Source organism: Sulfuricurvum sp. (genome assembly GCF_049277495.1).
Taxonomy (GTDB): Bacteria; Campylobacterota; Campylobacteria; order Campylobacterales; family Sulfurimonadaceae; genus Sulfuricurvum.
The window spans coordinates 1-17,065 of record NZ_JBASYM010000020.1; the positions used below are offsets into that span (position 1 = coordinate 1).

Below are 17,065 nucleotides of genomic sequence, written 5' to 3' on the forward strand. Positions count from 1 at the left end.
GCTCCGGTCTGAAGTATTTTGTTTTGCATTCAGACAGAGACGATTTTAGTGCACGAATTTTACTGTGATTTCCCTTTAAGTATTCTGATGGAACACTCATATTCTCATAAACAGGGGGTTTTCCGAACGAAGGCGCTTCCAAGAGTGGTGTTTCGAAACTCTCATACTCCAGAGATTCGCTGTTACCGAGGACACCTTCGATATTTCGGACGATTGCATCGGTCATTACCAGAGAGGGCAATTCCCCTCCGGTGAGAACATAATCACCGATACTATAGACTTCATCCGCAAATTTTTCAACCACCCGTTCATCAATCCCCTCATACCGGCCGCTCACAAAAACCACATGGGGTTTTGACGCGAGCCGCTTGGCATCGTTTTGGGTAAATTGTTTCCCTACGGGTGCCACAAAAATGATATGGGCATCTTCAGGTAGGGTTTGAAGGGTATCAAACAACGGCTGAGGAGTCATGACCATTCCGGCTCCGCCGCCGGCAGCGGTATCGTCCACCTTATGGTGACGTGATGCGCTAAAATCTCTCGGATTGAGATAGGAAACCGAGAATTTCCCCGATTCTATTCCCCGTTTGAGGATAGAGTCTTGAAAATACCCCTCGATGAGATTCGAGAAAAGGGTAACATACGTAAAATGCATTACGATGCCTCTAGCAGATCCAATCCGCCCTCTACCGTGATCACCTTGGAAGTCATATCACTTTTGAGTATAAAGCGGTCGATGTATGGGATTAGAAAAGTCGCCGGAAGCTCTTTCGCAATCAATGCAGCATCCGTCGATACCAAAAGATAATCCAACGGTCCGATCCGCTCGATCTCTTGAACTTTCCCCAAAAGCATATCGCCTTCTACAACACTCGATCCGATCAGATCAAACCAAAAAAACTCTTCTTTACCGAGATTGCACCGCTCACGCGTCGCTTCAAAAGTCGTAAAGAGTTTGGAATTGGTCAGGATTTTAGCCGCCTCGGGAGAATCGATCCCCTTGAGATGAACCAGTTCACGATCAGGATTATAGGAGGAGACAATCACTTCTTTGCCGTTTTCAAGGGTAAAAGAGGTATTCGGCTTGAATTGTTCAGGGAAATCGGTGAAAAGATTGAGTTTCATATCTCCCTTTAAGCCGACAACGCGGCCCAAAGAGGCGACATGAAGAAGGTTTTCAGGGGGTGAGTTACGAAAGCGGTTCGACATTAATACGATAACTCTTTCCGTCTTTAGCCTTGCAACCGGAAATGACGGTTTTGATCGCACCGATCATTTTACCCTCTTTTCCGATTAGCTTGCCTACATCCGCCTGATTGGCATACAAAACGATTTCGGTCACTTCGTCGCCATCGAACGACTCCACCCGAATCTCTTCAGGATAAGACGCTATTAACTTAGCAAAACCTGCGACGAAGTCCGCAACCATCATTATTTACCGGTAATTTTTTTAACGCGGTCTGACATTTGAGCACCGACGCTAAGCCAGTAGTTCAAACGCTCTTCATCTACTTTAGTAGTGATAGGGTCTGTCATTGGGTTATAGTACCCGATCAATTCGATCCAACCGCCGTCGCGACGTTTGCGACTATCGGTTACCGCGATACGGTAGAAAGGTTGTTTTTTGCGACCCATACGGGTTAAACGGATGACTGTTGCCATTGTGTGTCCTTTAAATGTTTTTTTTGCACCAAGAAGCTTAGAAGAGTGTTTTACCCACAAAAGTAAAAGAAAAACGTCTAAGCTGCTTCAAATGCTAAGCACTAAACTCTTTTGAAGAGGCCAGTGCTTAGCATTTGATGTTGGCAAAGTTAACGCGGTAAGCGAGAACCCTGCATTTGACCCATCATACTCTGAAGGTCTTTCATACCCTGTTTGCCGGAGAAGCGTTTTGCCATTTTGGAGGCATTTTTAAACTGCTTCAAGATGCGGTTGACTTCGATAATATCGAGACCGCACCCTTTTGCCAAACGGGCTTTTCGGCTGTTGTTCAAAAGCTCAGGATCTTCCCGCTCTTTCATCGTCATCGAGGAGACCAGGGCTTTGATCTGCTTCAACTGACCCGAGTTTTCCAAATCAAAATCTTTCAACGCAGACGCCATGCCGCCCATTCCGGGAATCATACCCATAATGGATTTCATACTCCCCATTTTTTTGAGGCTCTCCATCTGCTCTAAGAAGTCGTTGAAGTTAAACTCCCCTTTTTTGATCTTTTTGGTGAGGGCTTTCGCTTTTTTCTCATCGATAACCGATGCGGTTCTCTCAGCAAGCCCCTCGATATCGCCCAATCCCATAAGACGGTTAACGATTCGATCCGGAAGGAAGATCTCAAGGTCTTCCATTTTTTCGCCTGCCCCGATAAAGCGAAGCGGAACTTGAATCTGCGAAGCGATTCCGAGGGCTACGCCCCCTTTGGAATCTCCGTCATATTTGGTAAGAATAACGCCGTCGATGCCGATTTTTTCATTAAAGGTACCGGCGGTACGGACGGCATCCTGACCGCTCAAAGAATCGGCTACGTAGAAAATCTCATGCGGTTTGGCTACGGCTTTGACTTCGGCGAGTTCGCCCATCAGTTCATCATCGATAGCCAAACGTCCGGCCGTATCGATCAATACGACATCCACCAAAACTTTTTTAGCATGTTCTAGGGCTGCTTTGACCACTTCAACCGGATTTTTCGTTGCATCATCGGCGTAGAGTTCAACATCGATTCCCGCGCACACCTGGCGAAGCTGCTCAACCGCCGCAAGACGCTGCAAGTCTGCCGCAACGACCAAAACCCGTTTTTTCTGACGGGTTTTAAGCCAGTTTGCCAACTTTCCGGTTGTTGTCGTTTTTCCCGAACCTTGCAATCCCGTCATCAAAATAACGGTCGGAGATACCGGAGCATAAACAAAACCTGATTTCCCTTTTACATCTAAAAGGGCGTACAAAGAAGTGCGCAGTGCTGCTAAGAACTGATCTTTTCCGATACCGCTTTGCTTTGTCTGATATTCAACCGAATCAATAAGCTCTTTAACCACTTTATGGTTCACATCGGCTTTTAAGAGCGCTTTTTTAAGCTCGCCGAGTGCCTTGGTTAATGCCTTTTCATCGTCGTGAAAACGGATTTTGCGTATTGCTGATGTAAACGATTCGGTTAGTGTATCAAACACTCTAACTCCTAAATGCTTTGGTTACAGGGTCTATAAAGTTTCGAATTATACTTAATTTTTTCTTCAATTACACTTTATTCTTTACTCTTTCTTTTCTGGTTGCCCGGAAAAGTACCACAAACGATCAACTTCCGAAATGGCCGAAAACTTTTGGCTCCGGAGCTTCAAATGTCTGTCCGAGCAATGTCACTTTTTTCGCATGAAGCATAACGCGCTTGGACTGTCGTCCGCCGTAACTTTCATCGCCGACAATCGGATGCTGTGCGTATTTCATATGGGCACGGATTTGATGGGTTCGTCCGTGATGGATAATCAGCTGCACTTTGGTCTTTTTCCCTGAAATTTCCACCGGGGTTACTTCGGTAATGGCAGGTTTGCCATTTTTAGCAACCTTGGTATAGGCCTTGTTCCCTTTTTTTTCGGTAATCAGCGGCTGATCGATTACGAACGGTTCACTTACCAGCCCCTCTACCCACGCAACATATTCTTTGTAGACATTGTCTTTTTTAAATTCGCTAATCGCTTTCAGACGAAACTCTTCATTTTTGACGAGCATCAAGACACCGCTTGTTTCACGGTCCAGACGGTGGAGAAGCTGCGCTCCCTTAAACTGACGCTCGATCTCATCGGAGTTGACAAAAGCCGGTTTATCGACAACAACCAAATCGTCGTTTTCGAAGATCGGACGTACTTTTTCTACTTTTTGAACGATAAAAACCGTTTTAGGACTGATCTCACCGCGTGCGATCATCACTTTGTTATTTCCGACATAAACCAAACCGCGATCGATCAGGGATTTGGCCTCAGAGTTGGATATTCCTTCTTGCTCTGCTAAGAGCTTATATGCTTTTGGTTTTTCCATTTTCATTCTCCGTTAAATAATCTAATACTCTTTGCAGGTCAATGCTCTCATTGACCTGTGAGGGGGGTAAATCTTCGGCGTGTATCAGCGCCTCAGCAATCCCCTCTAATCCGACAAACTGGACATGAGAGACATATTTGAACAGCTCACGCTGTAAAAAAATCGCCTCTCCGGTAATAATCTTGCATCCAAAATGCGCCGGTTCGAGCGGATTATGTCCGCCGATCGGTTTAAAAGCGCCACCGAGAATCGCTATGTCACTGATCGCATAGAGGTTATTAAGCTCCCCCATCGCATCGACAAGGATAATATCCGTATTGAAAGTTTGTGACACGCTCCAACGTTCTACACTCAGCTGCGGCGCTATTTTTACAATCAGTTCGCCCACTTTGGCAAACCGTTCGGGATGGCGGGGGACGACGAGGAGTTTAGCACTCGGGTTATGAGCCCGATAGGCGATAAACGCCTGTATGATTTTTTCCTCTTCCCCCTCATGGGTGCTTGCGGCAACGACCAGAGTCTCTGCCGGCTTCGGATAATTCCTGGATGCCTCAATTTTTTGTGCCAGTTTGATATTTCCGACTACTTCGACGTTTTGTGCCCCAAGGGCAATAAAACGTGCCATATCTTCGCGGCTTTGACAAAAAATATGGTCGCACTGCGCCAGCAATTGTTTATAAAACCATCGCATCCGATAATATTTCGGAAAACTGCGGTCGCTGATTCGGGCATTCAGGGCAATAACCCGTCCCCCACGAGAACGTACCAGACGAAACAGCAGGTACCAAAATTCCGCTTCCAATACGACCACGGTTTGCGGACGTTCAATCCAGAACCACAACCATATCTCATACGGAAGATACCGTACTTGTGCCGCGTACTTGGATGCCGCCTCATAGCCGGTATGGGTGATAACGCTGATTGCAACCCTTTTATTCTTTAAACGCTCTATCAAGGGAGCAATCGCTTTGGCTTCTCCCAAAGAGCACACATGAAACCAAATGTCATGAGGCTGGAACGGGGGATTTTTAATTCCGAAAAATCGTGCCGGGATCGAAGCGTGATATTTTTTCTTGAACGAAAAGAGGATCAAAAGGGGAAGGGCTACGACGTAAAAAACCGTCGCAACCACAGTATAGAAAAGGTCAAATACGACGTTACGCACCGATAGCGTCAGAAACCGGTTCTAAAAATAAGATACGGCCGCAGTGTGGGCACATTGTGATCTCTTCGCCTTTAATAACTTCCGAATATACTTTATCGCTGATTGCCATGTAACAACCCATGCATGCTTGGTTGCGTACCGGAACGGCAGTCGTATTTTTTGCCCAGCGGCGGATTTTTTGGTAAAACGATAGCCCTTTTTGGTTCATCGTTCCGACCAAAGCCTCTTTGCGTGCAAAAACTTCTTTGCGTTCTTCATCGATTCGTGCCAATTTAACATCAACATCGGCTTTGACACTTAAAATGGTGGCATCGATTTCTTGCGCTTTTGCTTCGAGTTCATCGATTTTGCTTTGTTTGTGATCAATCAATTTTTCCAAACGTTCGATCTCTTCGTTCGCAAAACTGACTTGTTCTTTTGCAATCTCTTCTTCGAGTTGGAGTGATTTCATTTCGCGCTCGGTTTTTACCTCTGCACTTTTACGGGTATTCTCTTCAAGCTTTGCCGAAAGTTCCGCTAAATGAAGCTCATTTTTATGTTTTTTGAGTTGTTCGTCTTTGATCTCTTGTTTAAGAGCATTGACTTCGCTTGCGATTCCGTTTTGGGTCGCCATCAATGCATCATACTGAAGATTGGCTTCTTCGATTTGCGGTTCAAACGCATCAATCTCTTTATCAACATGAGAAAGCTCGATCAATTGTTCAAGGTGTTTGTTCATACGGTTCCTTTTGGAGTTACACAATTACCTAATTTGCGCTAAAGATAGCTGAAGGGGTTTTTTGATGGTGAAATTATAACACTCAATCCTAATTTTTCCAAATACCCCCCTAGAACCTCGCCAAAATAGCGCTCGCTCTCATAGTGTCCGATATCAATCATCGACAAACCTAACGATTTTGCCTCCATCGCATCGTGATATTTGATGTCTCCGGTCAAAAAACACTCCGCTTCGATGTTACGCATCAGTGATGCACCCGATCCGGTCACCAAAGCGCAGGTTCGGATATGTTCATGGCATTTTACCCCGCGGGTATGCGGTAACCCCAAAGCAATTTTAATCTTTGCCGCAAACGTTTCATAAGATTCATCGACTCCTAAATAGGCAACAAATCCCTCTTTGGCAATGATAGGATAACCGAGGACTTCCGTCGCAACATAATCGTTAAGATGGGTTTGGTCAAAATTCGTATGCATCGCAATGTTTGTGATGTTTTTTCGAATCATCGGTGCTACGATTTTCGCAGGATATTGGTTAAACTGAAGCTGTTTCAAACCGCCGAAAATAATCGGATGGTGGGTAATTAAAAGGGCATTTTCAGGGATGGATTCAATCAATTCTTCATCAATATCGATACTGAGTACCACATGCGTGATCTCCTGCGAAAAGTCTCCGACCAAAAGCCCTGAATTATCCCACCCTTCTTGCATTGCAAAAGGAGAAAGGCTGTCTAAATAGGTATAAATCTCTTTTACCGTCATTTTTCATAGCTCCTTTTATGCCGTTTCAATCGGACATGCACCGCCTGCGAACCCGAAAGGGGATCTGAGAATTTAAACTCAAATTCCCCCAATCCCTCAATCAAATCAAGCAATTTTTTATAGCCGTACGTACGCGGGTCAAATTCGGGGGATTTGTTGATCAGGTTTTGTCCGATGGCACCCATATAAGACCATCCGGCTTCATTGGTCGTATCTTCTACGGCGTTGCGTACCAGTGCGAGCAACGCCTTATTATCGGTTTTAATTTTAGGGGAGATCGATTCTTTATGGTTTGCCGTACGACGGAGATTCTCGGTGTAAATAAATTTATCGCAGACACCGATAAACGCTTTTGGGGTTTTTTGTTCACCGAATCCGTACACTTTGATCCCCGATTCGCGAATACGGCTCGCCAGACGGGTGAAATCGCTGTCGCTGGAAACGATACAAAAACCGTCAAAGTTTTTCGTATAGAGCAAATCCATCGCATCGATAATCATGGCACTGTCGGTTGCATTTTTTCCGGTTGTGTAGGCAAACTGCTGCATCGGATGAAGACCGTGTTCCAAAAGGGCATTCTTCCACCCTTTGAGTTTCGTATCGGTCCAATCGCCGTAAATCCGTTTAACACTGGCGATACCGTGGGCTGCAATCTCATCCATTAAACCCTCGATAATCGAAGGCTGAGAATTATCCGCGTCAATCAAGACGGCTAAACGGGCTTGATCATCAATCATTTTTCACTCCCTAAAGACAATAACGCTTCTCGCGCCTGAGGGAAGTCGCTCTGAAGTTCCAAGGCGCGCTTGTACATTGTCCGGGCCTCTTCGACCTCACCCATATCTGCCAATAAATTCGCATAATTGTAAAAAGTCTGTGCGTAGGTGTCATCGATCTCAATCGCTTTGAGATAATGGTCCTGTGCCCGTTCATATGCATTTTCTAAACGATAGAGCGATGCAATGGCATTATGGGTCAGGTCATCATTCTCATCCAGTTCCAATGATTCTTCATAGATCTCGATGGCTTTGAGACGATCTCCCGATTTTGCGGTGACGAATGCGAGTTTGTTTAAAATTTCCGGATTTTCAGGATCAAGAGCCGCCGCTTCTTCGAGAATAGATTTCGCAGCAGCTATTTCTCCTGTCTCATACGCACGGTCAGCCTGATCGATCAAATCCGAACTTGGCAGAGTTGCCTCTTCAACGGTATTGGCATGAGTATCTGCAGGAGCCGGATCGTCTAACGTTTGGACATGCCGATAGATCTGATATGCGAAAAAAAGTGTCGCGCCGAACATTAAAATTTGAAATGTAGTCATTGTGTTCCTTATTTGTAACGATAAGTATAATATAATCACATTAACTTAAAACCAAAATCGGTAGAAACTATGCCTAATAACTACAAAGATCCAGCACTTTATATCAATCGGGAGCTTTCATGGCTCCAATTTAACACGCGTGTTTTGCGACAAGCACAGGATGAATCCCTTCCCCTTTTTGAACGACTAAAATTTTTGGCGATTTACGGAACGAATTTAGATGAATTTTACATGATTCGTGTGGCAGGGTTGAAAAAACTCTTCAGCGCCGGCGTAAATGTCTCGGGGGCAGATCGTTTTACCCCGCTTCATCAGCTCCGCGAAATCCGCGAATATCTCCATAAAGAGCAAGAGGTGGTTGAGCACTGTTTACAGGGGATCATGAAAGAACTTGAAAACGAGGGGATATTTTTCCAATCGTACAAAGAGGTAACTCCCGATCAGCGAAAATATCTCGACAAATATTTTCACGAAAACATCTATCCTGTCGTAATTCCGATTGCCGTCGATGCGACGCATCCTTTTCCTCATCTCAATAACCTCGGATTTGGACAGATCGTCAAACTTCGGGACAAAGACGATGCGGCGATCGAGCGTTACGGTCTTATCCGTATTCCGCGTGTATTACCCCGTTTTGTCGATATCAACAACCGTATTTATGTTCCGATCGGGAGTGTTGTCGCCGAACATATCCAAGATCTTTTCCCCGGATATGAGCTCATCAAGTTTGCTGCGTTCCGTGTCACACGAAATGCCGATATCGCCATCGAAGAAGAAGAAGCGGATGATTTTATGGAGATTCTCGAAGAGGGTCTCAAACTGCGTAAGAAAGGGGAGTTGGTCCGTCTTGAACTCAGCGTCCATGCCGACGATGATCTCCTCAATTTTTTCAACCGCCATGCCAACGTCTACAAAGACGATATTTACCGTTTTCAGACCTATCTCAATCTCGGAAGCCTTTGGCAGGTAGTGGGGAACAAAGATTTTGCCCATCTCACCAGTCCCAGTTTCAAACCCCGGAATCTTCCTCCGCTCGATACGGATGAGAGCCTTTATGCGACGCTGGACAAACAAGACCTCCTCCTTTATCATCCGTTCGAAAGTTTTGAACCCGTCGTTCGCTTTATCCAGGCAGCTGCCAAAGATCCGGATGTCGTCTCCATCCGTATGACCCTGTACCGTTCAGGCTCAAAATCGCTGATTGTGCAGTCACTGATCAATGCCGCCGAATCGGGCAAACAAGTCACCGTAATGGTCGAGCTCAAAGCCCGCTTTGATGAAGAAAACAACCTTATTTGGGCTAAAGCACTGGAAAATTCAGGAGCGCATGTTATCTACGGAATCGCAGGATTCAAAGTTCATGCCAAAGCAGCCCTGGTGACCCGGCGTGTAGACGGCAAACTCAAACAATATGCCCATCTCGCGACCGGAAACTATAACCCCTCAACGGCGACAATCTATACCGATATCAGCTATATGACCAGCAACGATGCCATCACCCATGACCTGACCCGGTTTTTCCACTTTCTTACCGGATTTAGCAAAAAAGGGAAACTCCATGAACTGTACATGGCGCCGACCCAAATCAAACCGAAGATCCTCTCTTTGATCCAAAATGAGACCCGTATGGGAAGCGAGGGGGTAATCATTGCTAAAATGAATGCCATCGTGGATGAAGATATCATTAAAGCTCTCTATAAAGCATCTCAAGCAGGAGTCAAAATCGAGCTGATCGTCCGCGGCATCTGCTGTCTGCGCCCCGGAGTTCCGGGGGTAAGCGAAAATATCCGCGTCGTTTCGATCATCGGTAAATACCTCGAACATGCCCGTATCTATTATTTTAAACATGCAACACCGCAAACCTATATCTCAAGCGCCGATTGGATGCCGAGAAATCTGTTGCGCCGTATTGAACTCCTCACTCCGATTCAAGGGGAAGAGAACGCTAACAAATTGATCCAGATATTGCAACTTCAAAGTTCCGACAATATGTTGGCGTATGAGCTCCAAAATGACGGGACCTATGTCAAAGTCAAGCATGATGCAGGGAATATCATCGACAGTCATAAAATAGCCGAAACCCATACCAATAAAGTATATAATGCGGTCAAAAAACATACTCCGAATTACGTACAGCAACTCACAACACGTTTATTTAAAGAGAGCTAAGGATATTATCGATGGTCACGAACTATTTGCATTACACTCCGGAGATGAAAGAACGGGTCTGGATTGCCCCCTCAGCGGATGTTATCGGTCGGGTATCCATGGGTGAGGATGTCAGTATCTGGTTTGGGTGCGTCGTACGTGGCGATGTCCACACTATCCGGATCGGGGATCGAAGCAATATCCAAGATCTGAGCATGGTCCATGTCACCCATCATAAGCGTGATGACATGAGTGACGGGCATCCTACCATAATCGGTAACGACGTCACTGTCGGCCATCGTGTGATGCTGCACGGATGCACAATCGAAGATGCCTGCCTGATCGGTATGAGTGCCACGATACTCGATGGTGCGGTGATCGGAAAAGAATCGATCGTCGGTGCCGGAGCTTTGGTCACGAAAAACAAAGTCTTTCCTCCGCGATCGCTCATAATGGGAAGCCCCGCCAAAGTAGTCCGGGAACTAACGGAGGAAGAGGTTGCTGAGCTCTACGCTTCGGCTCGCCGATACGTCAGTTTCAAAGAAAACTACCGCGCTCCTAATGTTTGATCTTGTCATTGCCGCCGATATTCTCGGAATTTTTGCCTTTGCCCTGAGCGGGTTTTTGGTCGGGGTCCGCAATAATCTCGATCTGCTCGGTCTGATCATCTCCGCATCGCTCACCGCGCTTGGCGGAGGAGTGGTACGGGATGTCCTCTTGGGACGAACCCCCTTTGCGTTTAACGAATACTATCCGGCGATTACCGTCATCACCACGATCCTGCTCGCCTTCGTATTTCGTCTTTACCGCCGAGAGCAGCTGGAACGCCAATGGCTGTTTGTCGTCTCGGATACCATTGGACTGGTTGCATTCAGTATTACCGGTGCCCTGCTGGCGATCGAGGTAGAGTTTAATTTCTTCGGGGTCATGATCCTGAGCTTTCTCACCGCTGTAGGCGGAGGGGTACTGCGTGACACGATGATTAACCAGGTCCCCTCTGTCCTTATCAGTGATTTTTACGGCTCAATCGCTATTATCGTCTCGGTTTTACTGCTGCTTTTGGTACAAGTTGATATGGTCAATACGCTTGGCGTTGCCGCCATTGCAGGATTTGCAATCTTTTTGCGCCTCCTCGCCTATTACAAACAATGGCACCTGCCTAAACTCAATATGGATTAATGATGTCTAAAATCAAACTCTTTTTTATCCTCCTTCTCCTCGGGGGAGTGATCGATATCGGACGCTATTTTCTCTATCCGAATGTCTCCGATTTACGGGAAATCAATCCGATTCCGACTGCATTTATGGAGTATCGGGAAGCCCAGTGGGCAGAAGAGAACAAAGATAAAATGATCACGCATAAATGGGTCCCCATGTCTCAGATCTCACCGAATGTCATCAAAGCAGTACTCATCGGCGAAGATGATAAATTTTGGAATCATGACGGATTTGATGTTGATGGGATGGAACAGGCACTGGAGAGAAGTCTTAAAAAAGGATCCGTTGCCGGAGGGAGTACGATCAGCCAGCAGCTCGCTAAAAATCTCTACCTCTCCCCGAGTAAAAATCCGGTACGCAAAATCAAAGAGGCCATTTTAACCTGGAGAATCGAAAGTACCCTCTCCAAACGCCGAATACTTGAAATCTATCTCAATGTCGCCGAATGGGGAGACGGAATTTTCGGAATCGAATCCGCTGCACGTCACTACTATCATAAAAGTGCAAAAAATCTAACCGGTCGGGAAGCCGCCCGGCTAGCGGCAGTTCTCCCGAATCCGATCAAGTACAATCCGACAGGAAATCAAAAATACGTCAAAAACCGTTCCCGAATCATCTATAAAATCATGAAACGGCGCGGTATAGTGATTCCGCAGTTTCAAGAGGTTATGACTCCGCCGAAGCAGGAAGAGACCCCATCAGAATCCAACGAGACCCTGCCGGTCACTGAACTGTTTCCCAGTGAAAGCAGTGAAGAACAGCCCAATTCAGCCGTTCTTGAAGAGAGTACTAACGAGCCGATCACTCCCCCGGCAGTCGAATCAAACGATCCAGCCCCCGCCGAGTAATTTCTCACCGTCATAAAAGACGCCGGCTTGACCCGATGCAACCCCGAATACGGGTTCATCCAGCTCCACGCTCGCATGATCCCCTTCGATCTTCACTCGGCATTTGACCGCAGTGGTACGGTAGCGAAGTTTGATTTCGCATTCAAACTCACGACGCGCATCGAACATATTGACCCGTTCGAGTTCAACATGCCGGCATTCAAGATCCTCACGCGTACCGACAACGATCTGATTCGTTTCAGGCTTGATCGCGACAACAAAATGGGGGTCATGGGCACCGTGGACATTGAATCCTTTGCGCTTTCCGATCGTATAATACATGTACCCTTTATGCTTGCCCACCACTTTTCCGGTCATATCCAGCACCTCACCTTCCTGGTCTACCGCCACATAAGGTTTCAGGACATCGGCATAGGTTGTCTCGACAAAGCAGATCTCACTCGATTCGCCTTGGGATGCAAACGACTCCAGCCCCTCAATACTCGCCGCATAGGCTTTAATATCGCTTTTATGGCGCTCTCCCAGCGGAAAAAGCAGTCGTGGAACCAGTTTGGGATCAATGTAAAACAGAAAATAGCTCTGATCTTTTGTGTCATCAAGCGCTTGGAGAAGATATTGCCCGTCATGGCGAATATAATGGCCTGTAGCGACAAAATCGGCACCTATGGAGTCGGCATATGCGACCATAGCACCGAATTTAATATTGCGGTTGCACAGTGCACAGGGGTTAGGCGTTTTCCCCTCTTTGTACGTTTCGATAAACGGGGTAAAAACTTTTTCGTTAAATTCCTCTTGCAAATCAAGGATGTGCAGTTTTACACCGGCAAAAGCCGCCGCCTTCTCGGCGCGTGCCTGATGGATCTCATGATAGCCCGGTTTGGAGTGGAGTTTCATATAAACCCCTTCCACTTCATACCCCTGCTCTTTCAGCAGCAGTGTTGAAACGGTCGAATCGACCCCTCCGCTCATTCCGATCAATACTTTTTTACCCATTAGCCGTCACTCCCCTCGCAAATCGGTCTATTCTCGAAATAGGAGGAGAGAACCTTGTAATACTTCGTATCATTCAACCCTTCTTTCTCCAGTGTCGCCATCTGTGCAATCAATGATTTTTCAATTTCATTCGCTACATAATTCAAATCATCGGTCAAAGTAATCAGATCAACATCTTTTTCATCGATCATACCTTCACCCAATAATTTTTCCCGGATAAACTCAATCAGAGGGGCATAAAACTCGGTTCCGATCACAAACAATCGTACCCCCCAAACCTTTCGGGTCTGAATCAGGGTCAACGCTTCAAACATCTCATCCAGCGTTCCGAACCCTCCGGGAAAAATAACATAGGCCATCGAATATTTGACCAGCATCACTTTTCGGGAAAAGAAATAATCGAAACTTCTCCCTTTGGTTATGTACGGATTCGGTTCTTGTTCGGCAGAGAGTTCAATATTCAGTCCGATGGATTCCACATCTTCATGTTCATAGGCTCCGCGGTTGGCTGCTTCCATCACACCCGGTCCGCCGCCAGTTATGATATTGTACCCGCGCTCTCCGAGCATGCTCGCCAACTGGGTAGCCTGATGGTAATACGGATGATCTTCATCCACACGCGCACTTCCGAAAATAGTCACCGAAGGACCTAGATCCCCCAGTTCATCAAATCCCTGAACGAAGTCGGCAATGATTTTAAATACACTCCAAACATCCGCCGACTTGATATCTTTGACATAGCGGCTGCTCGGGTACTCTTTTTTTTTCCCTCGTCTGTGCGCCATCTCTATCCTTTGAGTTTATTCAGACGGTCACGTTTGGTTCCGATCGAAGTAATCTGGACACCGAAATTTCCATCTACAATAACGACTTCACCTTGCGCTATGACATGATCATCTACCAAAATATCCAGCGGATCATTCGCCAGTTGATTCAGCTCGATGACCGAGCCGATATCCATGCTGAGGACATCTTTAAGAAGCATTTTTTTCTTTCCGATACGAACACGAACCGGAAGTTTGACATCCATAATGAGGCCGATATTTTTCATTTCGCCCTCTTCGAGTTTAACCGCAGGCTCCGGCGAAGGCTCATCGAAAATAGATCCCATAGACATATTTGATGTTGGGGCGGATGGAGAAGATGTATTCGCCGCAGAGCTGTTTCCGCGGTTTAACGCTTCATTGATATTTGAATCAATGGCAAACATCATCAATGATTTGATCGAGCCCAATGAAAATGAAAATACAAACATTTTGGCATAGGCATCCAGATTAACTTCACCGTTTTCCGCGATAAATTCTGCTTTTTCAGGCTTTATCGTCAGTTTCGGCAGCTCTTTTTGAGACCCTAGCGTCGTACTCATTGCCCCGACGATATTGGAAACGATCTCTTTGGCAGCATCGATGTCCTCATCAGACATCGTATCCTGTGCTTCACCGTCTCCGCCGAGCATCATGTCTCCCAATGCTGTTGCCAATTGAGGAGGCATCATAATGATCCCTCGGCCCGATGCTTCGCCGCTAAAGCTGACATGAATCAAGGCGATGGGAGGGATCACATTGGAGACGATTGAGATATCTTCAGCCTCTTTAAGCGCAATTTCGGGAGTTTGACCGGTCAGTCCCTCAATTGTAGCAACTGCCTCGCTTACATATACTCCGGCAAAATCACTCATCTTCATCCTCCTCATCTTCTAATGGACTGCGGATCATATCTTTAACCCCGCTGATCCGAGCTTTACGTCTGACTTCAAACTCTTTAAGTGCCCGTTTGACGGCATCTTTTTCGGTATCGATGAGGGAAGTGATCTGAATTGATTTTCGAAATCTTCTCAGCCCCATTTGTCCGACAAAACGTTCTTTCCCGTCTACGCTGACTTTAACGACATCATCTGCCGGGATATTAAGACGTATTATATCGCCCTCACCTAATTCCAGCAACTCGTGAAGCGTCAGTTCCGCTTCTCCAAGGTTCACATCAATATTGACGTGTGCCCCCCCGAGAAGAACTTGAAGTTCTTGATTACGGCTTTTTTTCGAACTGGTCTCATTCAACATCAGATCACGGCTGGCAAGTTTCGGTAATACCGGTTCCAATGCAATAACCGGATAACAAATATTCATCATACCCGAACTGTGGCCGATGATAATCTCCATTACGACCATCACGACGATCTCATTTTGGGCAACGATTTGGACGACATTCGGACTGGACTCTTTTGACTCGACTTGCGGATACAAATCGGTAACAGGGCCCCACGCTTCACGAAGGGTTGCCATCATAACCCGCAAAATCGTCTCAAAAAGCGATAATTCGATATCGGAAAATTCTCTGTTGGCTTCGAAAGGTTCCCCTTTCCCGCCCAAAATACGATCCAGCATCGGAAAGGCGATCGAAGGATTAATTTCGAGGACACCGTTCCCTTCCAGCGGCTTCATCGAAAAAACGTTAAAACTCGTCGGATTCGGGAGTGACATTAAAAACTCCCCATACGTCATCTGATCGACGGAGTGAAGCTGTATCTCGACAATGGAGCGCATGATGGCAGAAATCTGAGATGCGATTGAACGGGCCATTTTGTCGTGAATACCGCGAAATGCCCGTAATTGCTCTTTAGATACCCGGTTAGGCCGTTTGAAATCATAAAGCGTAATCTGACGTTGTGAAAAAAGGGTGTCCTCACCCGATTCTAGTGCGGTATCTCCCTCATCATCAACGACGTCCAAAAGGGCATCAATCTCTTCTTGTGATAGAATATCTGCCATTATCGCCCCCCTACTGAATCTCTAATACGTCGAATAACCGATTTGTGAATTTGTGAAATCCGTGATTCGGTAATATTCACCACTTCGCTAATCTCTTTAAGTGTCAACTCTTCAAAGTAGTAGAGCTGGATAATGATCTGCTCACGTTCATCAAATCCGCTCAACACTTCTTTAATCGCTTCCACTAAATCTTCATGTTCCAGCCGTTCCAACATTCCGCCCTCTTCGGGAGTGCCCAGTTGATCATCCAGTGACATGACGGTATAAATATCGGATGCGATCCGTGCATCATGGATCTTTTCTACTTCGATTCCTAAAATGCCTGAAAGTTCCTGATCGCTGGGCTCATCGTCATGGTCAGCCATATAGATTTCAATCGCACTGTCGATCTCTTTGATCAAACGGCGGCTGGAACGGCTTACCGTATCCAGTGAACGGAGATAATCCAGCATCGCACCGTACACTCGTGTTTTGGCATAGCCCCAGAACGAGTCGTTTTGCACTTCATCATATCGGCGGGCCAGCTTGACCAGTTCCTCCGTTCCGATTGCGCATAGATCCATATAGTCAATAGAGCTTGGAAGACGCTCTTTGAGCCGAAACGACATCGCTTTTACCGCAGGAAGATACTGTATCGCGAGCTGATCTTCACGATGTTTCAGTTCCTGTGTATAGCCATTTGCAGTGCTCATCCCTGGCCCCCGTTCTCATCTAACAAATCTGCTTTGTGAGTGTAAAACGCATCAATAAACTGTTCGCGCTTATTAATCTCCCGAACAAAAAGATCGAGGTTGCGTTCATGCGATGCTTTCGGAAACGGATGTGTTTTCACCCCGAGTGTTTGGAAGAAAAATCCGACACACAAATGGGCAAAAAGATAAAAAAACACGCTGATCAAGATAACAAATCCCAAAAAACTCTCCGGGGACGTCGATTTTAATATCCCAAAAACAATACCGATAAAAAAACCCTGTACCGTTAAAAAAGAGACAAAATTCGAACCCCGCATTCACTACCATCCCACATTGTTTTCAACTTAACCGGAAGCCTATTTGCTTCACTATCAAGCAAGCGCCAGCGCCTTCTTAGCCAATATAACCAAAGA

Annotated in this window: 21 protein-coding genes; 4 read left to right on the forward strand and 17 right to left on the reverse strand. The window is 46.2% G+C overall.

Translation table 11 applies throughout. The annotated features are described in order from the left end of the window. From trmD to WAO38_RS04795, 11 genes are all read right to left on the reverse strand, one after another. Positions 1-655, reverse strand: a 655-nt coding sequence (trmD, locus tag WAO38_RS04745; protein ID WP_422234843.1) for a tRNA (guanosine(37)-N1)-methyltransferase TrmD, incomplete at its 3' end; no start/stop codon positions are given. Continuing rightward, on the reverse strand, positions 655-1,209 hold the full coding sequence (gene rimM / locus WAO38_RS04750) for a ribosome maturation factor RimM (protein ID WP_422234845.1): 555 nt from the start codon (positions 1,207-1,209) through the stop codon (positions 655-657). The genes rimM and trmD, both read right to left, overlap by 1 nt. Beyond that, positions 1,190-1,429 carry a KH domain-containing protein gene (locus WAO38_RS04755; RefSeq protein WP_294915319.1) on the reverse strand — a complete coding sequence of 80 codons (240 nt, stop codon included), beginning with the start codon at positions 1,427-1,429 and terminating at the stop codon, positions 1,190-1,192. Before WAO38_RS04755 ends, rimM begins: the two co-directional genes overlap by 20 nt. Before the next feature lie 2 nt (positions 1,430-1,431). Continuing rightward, positions 1,432-1,662 (reverse strand): 30S ribosomal protein S16, encoded by a 231-nt coding sequence (gene rpsP, locus WAO38_RS04760; RefSeq protein ID WP_013459360.1) that lies wholly within the window; start codon positions 1,660-1,662, stop codon positions 1,432-1,434. A 149-nt stretch (positions 1,663-1,811) separates the two neighbouring features. Beyond that, positions 1,812-3,158, reverse strand: coding sequence for a signal recognition particle protein (ffh, locus tag WAO38_RS04765; RefSeq protein WP_422234848.1), 1,347 nt, complete (start codon positions 3,156-3,158; stop codon positions 1,812-1,814). 124 nt (positions 3,159-3,282) lie between these two features. After that, positions 3,283-4,020: a pseudouridine synthase gene (locus WAO38_RS04770; RefSeq protein WP_422234850.1), complete on the reverse strand. Its 738-nt coding sequence runs from the start codon at positions 4,018-4,020 to the stop codon at positions 3,283-3,285. After that, positions 3,998-5,185 (reverse strand): lipid IV(A) 3-deoxy-D-manno-octulosonic acid transferase, encoded by a 1,188-nt coding sequence (gene waaA, locus WAO38_RS04775; RefSeq protein WP_422234852.1) that lies wholly within the window; start codon positions 5,183-5,185, stop codon positions 3,998-4,000. The genes WAO38_RS04770 and waaA overlap by 23 nt, the downstream gene beginning before the upstream one ends. Then, positions 5,178-5,903 (reverse strand): zinc ribbon domain-containing protein, encoded by a 726-nt coding sequence (locus WAO38_RS04780; protein WP_422234854.1) that lies wholly within the window; start codon positions 5,901-5,903, stop codon positions 5,178-5,180. The genes waaA and WAO38_RS04780 overlap by 8 nt, the downstream gene beginning before the upstream one ends. Before the next feature lie 38 nt (positions 5,904-5,941). After that, positions 5,942-6,664, reverse strand: a complete 723-nt coding sequence (locus WAO38_RS04785; RefSeq protein WP_422234855.1) for a Nif3-like dinuclear metal center hexameric protein — start codon at positions 6,662-6,664, stop codon at positions 5,942-5,944. Next, positions 6,661-7,401 carry an NYN domain-containing protein gene (locus WAO38_RS04790; protein WP_422234857.1) on the reverse strand — a complete coding sequence of 247 codons (741 nt, stop codon included), beginning with the start codon at positions 7,399-7,401 and terminating at the stop codon, positions 6,661-6,663. The genes WAO38_RS04785 and WAO38_RS04790 overlap by 4 nt, the downstream gene beginning before the upstream one ends. Beyond that, the gene (locus tag WAO38_RS04795; protein ID WP_422234859.1) at positions 7,398-7,985 is read right to left on the reverse strand and encodes a tetratricopeptide repeat protein; all 588 of its coding nucleotides are present in this window, start codon (positions 7,983-7,985) and stop codon (positions 7,398-7,400) included. The genes WAO38_RS04790 and WAO38_RS04795 overlap by 4 nt, the downstream gene beginning before the upstream one ends. A 69-nt stretch (positions 7,986-8,054) precedes the next feature. On the opposite strand from WAO38_RS04795, the gene WAO38_RS04800 reads away from it, so the two are divergent. Genes WAO38_RS04800 through mtgA form a run of 4 tightly spaced genes read left to right on the forward strand, consistent with a single transcriptional unit; the run spans position 8,055 to position 12,199 of the window. Continuing rightward, positions 8,055-10,154, forward strand: coding sequence for an RNA degradosome polyphosphate kinase (locus WAO38_RS04800; RefSeq protein ID WP_422234861.1), 2,100 nt, complete (start codon positions 8,055-8,057; stop codon positions 10,152-10,154). An 11-nt stretch (positions 10,155-10,165) separates the two neighbouring features. After that, complete coding sequence (locus WAO38_RS04805; protein WP_422234863.1) at positions 10,166-10,702, forward strand: gamma carbonic anhydrase family protein; 537 nt, start codon at positions 10,166-10,168, stop codon at positions 10,700-10,702. Further along, the gene (locus WAO38_RS04810; protein WP_422234865.1) at positions 10,695-11,312 is read left to right on the forward strand and encodes a trimeric intracellular cation channel family protein; all 618 of its coding nucleotides are present in this window, start codon (positions 10,695-10,697) and stop codon (positions 11,310-11,312) included. Before WAO38_RS04805 ends, WAO38_RS04810 begins: the two co-directional genes overlap by 8 nt. 2 nt (positions 11,313-11,314) lie before the next feature. Further along, entirely contained in the window at positions 11,315-12,199 is an 885-nt protein-coding gene (gene mtgA / locus WAO38_RS04815; RefSeq protein ID WP_422234867.1) for a monofunctional biosynthetic peptidoglycan transglycosylase, read from the forward strand. Here the strand turns inward: mtgA and mnmA are convergent. From mnmA to WAO38_RS04845, 6 genes are read right to left on the reverse strand one after another with little or no spacing between them, the layout of a single operon-like run. Next, entirely contained in the window at positions 12,173-13,192 is a 1,020-nt protein-coding gene (gene mnmA, locus WAO38_RS04820; RefSeq protein ID WP_422234869.1) for a tRNA 2-thiouridine(34) synthase MnmA, read from the reverse strand. The genes mtgA and mnmA overlap by 27 nt on opposite strands. Further along, entirely contained in the window at positions 13,192-13,977 is a 786-nt protein-coding gene (locus WAO38_RS04825) for a TIGR00730 family Rossman fold protein (protein WP_422234871.1), read from the reverse strand. Before WAO38_RS04825 ends, mnmA begins: the two co-directional genes overlap by 1 nt. Before the next feature lie 2 nt (positions 13,978-13,979). Beyond that, positions 13,980-14,870 (reverse strand): flagellar motor switch protein FliY, encoded by an 891-nt coding sequence (gene fliY / locus WAO38_RS04830; protein ID WP_422234873.1) that lies wholly within the window; start codon positions 14,868-14,870, stop codon positions 13,980-13,982. Continuing rightward, the gene (gene fliM, locus WAO38_RS04835; protein WP_422234875.1) at positions 14,863-15,960 is read right to left on the reverse strand and encodes a flagellar motor switch protein FliM; all 1,098 of its coding nucleotides are present in this window, start codon (positions 15,958-15,960) and stop codon (positions 14,863-14,865) included. The genes fliY and fliM overlap by 8 nt, the downstream gene beginning before the upstream one ends. Further along, complete coding sequence (locus WAO38_RS04840; RefSeq protein ID WP_422234877.1) at positions 15,960-16,652, reverse strand: RNA polymerase sigma factor FliA; 693 nt, start codon at positions 16,650-16,652, stop codon at positions 15,960-15,962. The genes fliM and WAO38_RS04840 overlap by 1 nt, the downstream gene beginning before the upstream one ends. Beyond that, the gene (locus WAO38_RS04845; RefSeq protein ID WP_422234879.1) at positions 16,649-16,969 is read right to left on the reverse strand and encodes a hypothetical protein; all 321 of its coding nucleotides are present in this window, start codon (positions 16,967-16,969) and stop codon (positions 16,649-16,651) included. The genes WAO38_RS04840 and WAO38_RS04845 overlap by 4 nt, the downstream gene beginning before the upstream one ends. Positions 16,970-17,065 lie beyond the last annotated feature (96 nt).

Bases quoted from the DNA above. Each gene is read 5' to 3' on its own strand.
- WAO38_RS04805 (WP_422234863.1), top strand. From the start codon at position 10,166: ATGGTCACGAACTATTTGCATTACACTCCGGAGATGAAAGAACGGGTC.
- WAO38_RS04845 (WP_422234879.1), bottom strand. From the start codon at position 16,969: ATGCGGGGTTCGAATTTTGTCTCTTTTTTAACGGTACAGGGTTTTTTT.
- WAO38_RS04795 (WP_422234859.1), bottom strand. From the start codon at position 7,985: ATGACTACATTTCAAATTTTAATGTTCGGCGCGACACTTTTTTTCGCA.
- WAO38_RS04810 (WP_422234865.1), top strand. From the start codon at position 10,695: ATGTTTGATCTTGTCATTGCCGCCGATATTCTCGGAATTTTTGCCTTT.
- rpsP (WP_013459360.1), bottom strand. From the start codon at position 1,662: ATGGCAACAGTCATCCGTTTAACCCGTATGGGTCGCAAAAAACAACCT.
- WAO38_RS04780 (WP_422234854.1), bottom strand. From the start codon at position 5,903: ATGAACAAACACCTTGAACAATTGATCGAGCTTTCTCATGTTGATAAA.
- mtgA (WP_422234867.1), top strand. From the start codon at position 11,315: ATGTCTAAAATCAAACTCTTTTTTATCCTCCTTCTCCTCGGGGGAGTG.
- fliM (WP_422234875.1), bottom strand. From the start codon at position 15,960: ATGGCAGATATTCTATCACAAGAAGAGATTGATGCCCTTTTGGACGTC.
- WAO38_RS04825 (WP_422234871.1), bottom strand. From the start codon at position 13,977: ATGGCGCACAGACGAGGGAAAAAAAAAGAGTACCCGAGCAGCCGCTAT.
- WAO38_RS04770 (WP_422234850.1), bottom strand. From the start codon at position 4,020: ATGGAAAAACCAAAAGCATATAAGCTCTTAGCAGAGCAAGAAGGAATA.
- fliY (WP_422234873.1), bottom strand. From the start codon at position 14,870: ATGAGTGATTTTGCCGGAGTATATGTAAGCGAGGCAGTTGCTACAATT.
- WAO38_RS04785 (WP_422234855.1), bottom strand. From the start codon at position 6,664: ATGACGGTAAAAGAGATTTATACCTATTTAGACAGCCTTTCTCCTTTT.
- WAO38_RS04755 (WP_294915319.1), bottom strand. From the start codon at position 1,429: ATGGTTGCGGACTTCGTCGCAGGTTTTGCTAAGTTAATAGCGTCTTAT.
- WAO38_RS04790 (WP_422234857.1), bottom strand. From the start codon at position 7,401: ATGATTGATGATCAAGCCCGTTTAGCCGTCTTGATTGACGCGGATAAT.
- WAO38_RS04840 (WP_422234877.1), bottom strand. From the start codon at position 16,652: ATGAGCACTGCAAATGGCTATACACAGGAACTGAAACATCGTGAAGAT.
- mnmA (WP_422234869.1), bottom strand. From the start codon at position 13,192: ATGGGTAAAAAAGTATTGATCGGAATGAGCGGAGGGGTCGATTCGACC.
- rimM (WP_422234845.1), bottom strand. From the start codon at position 1,209: ATGTCGAACCGCTTTCGTAACTCACCCCCTGAAAACCTTCTTCATGTC.
- WAO38_RS04800 (WP_422234861.1), top strand. From the start codon at position 8,055: ATGCCTAATAACTACAAAGATCCAGCACTTTATATCAATCGGGAGCTT.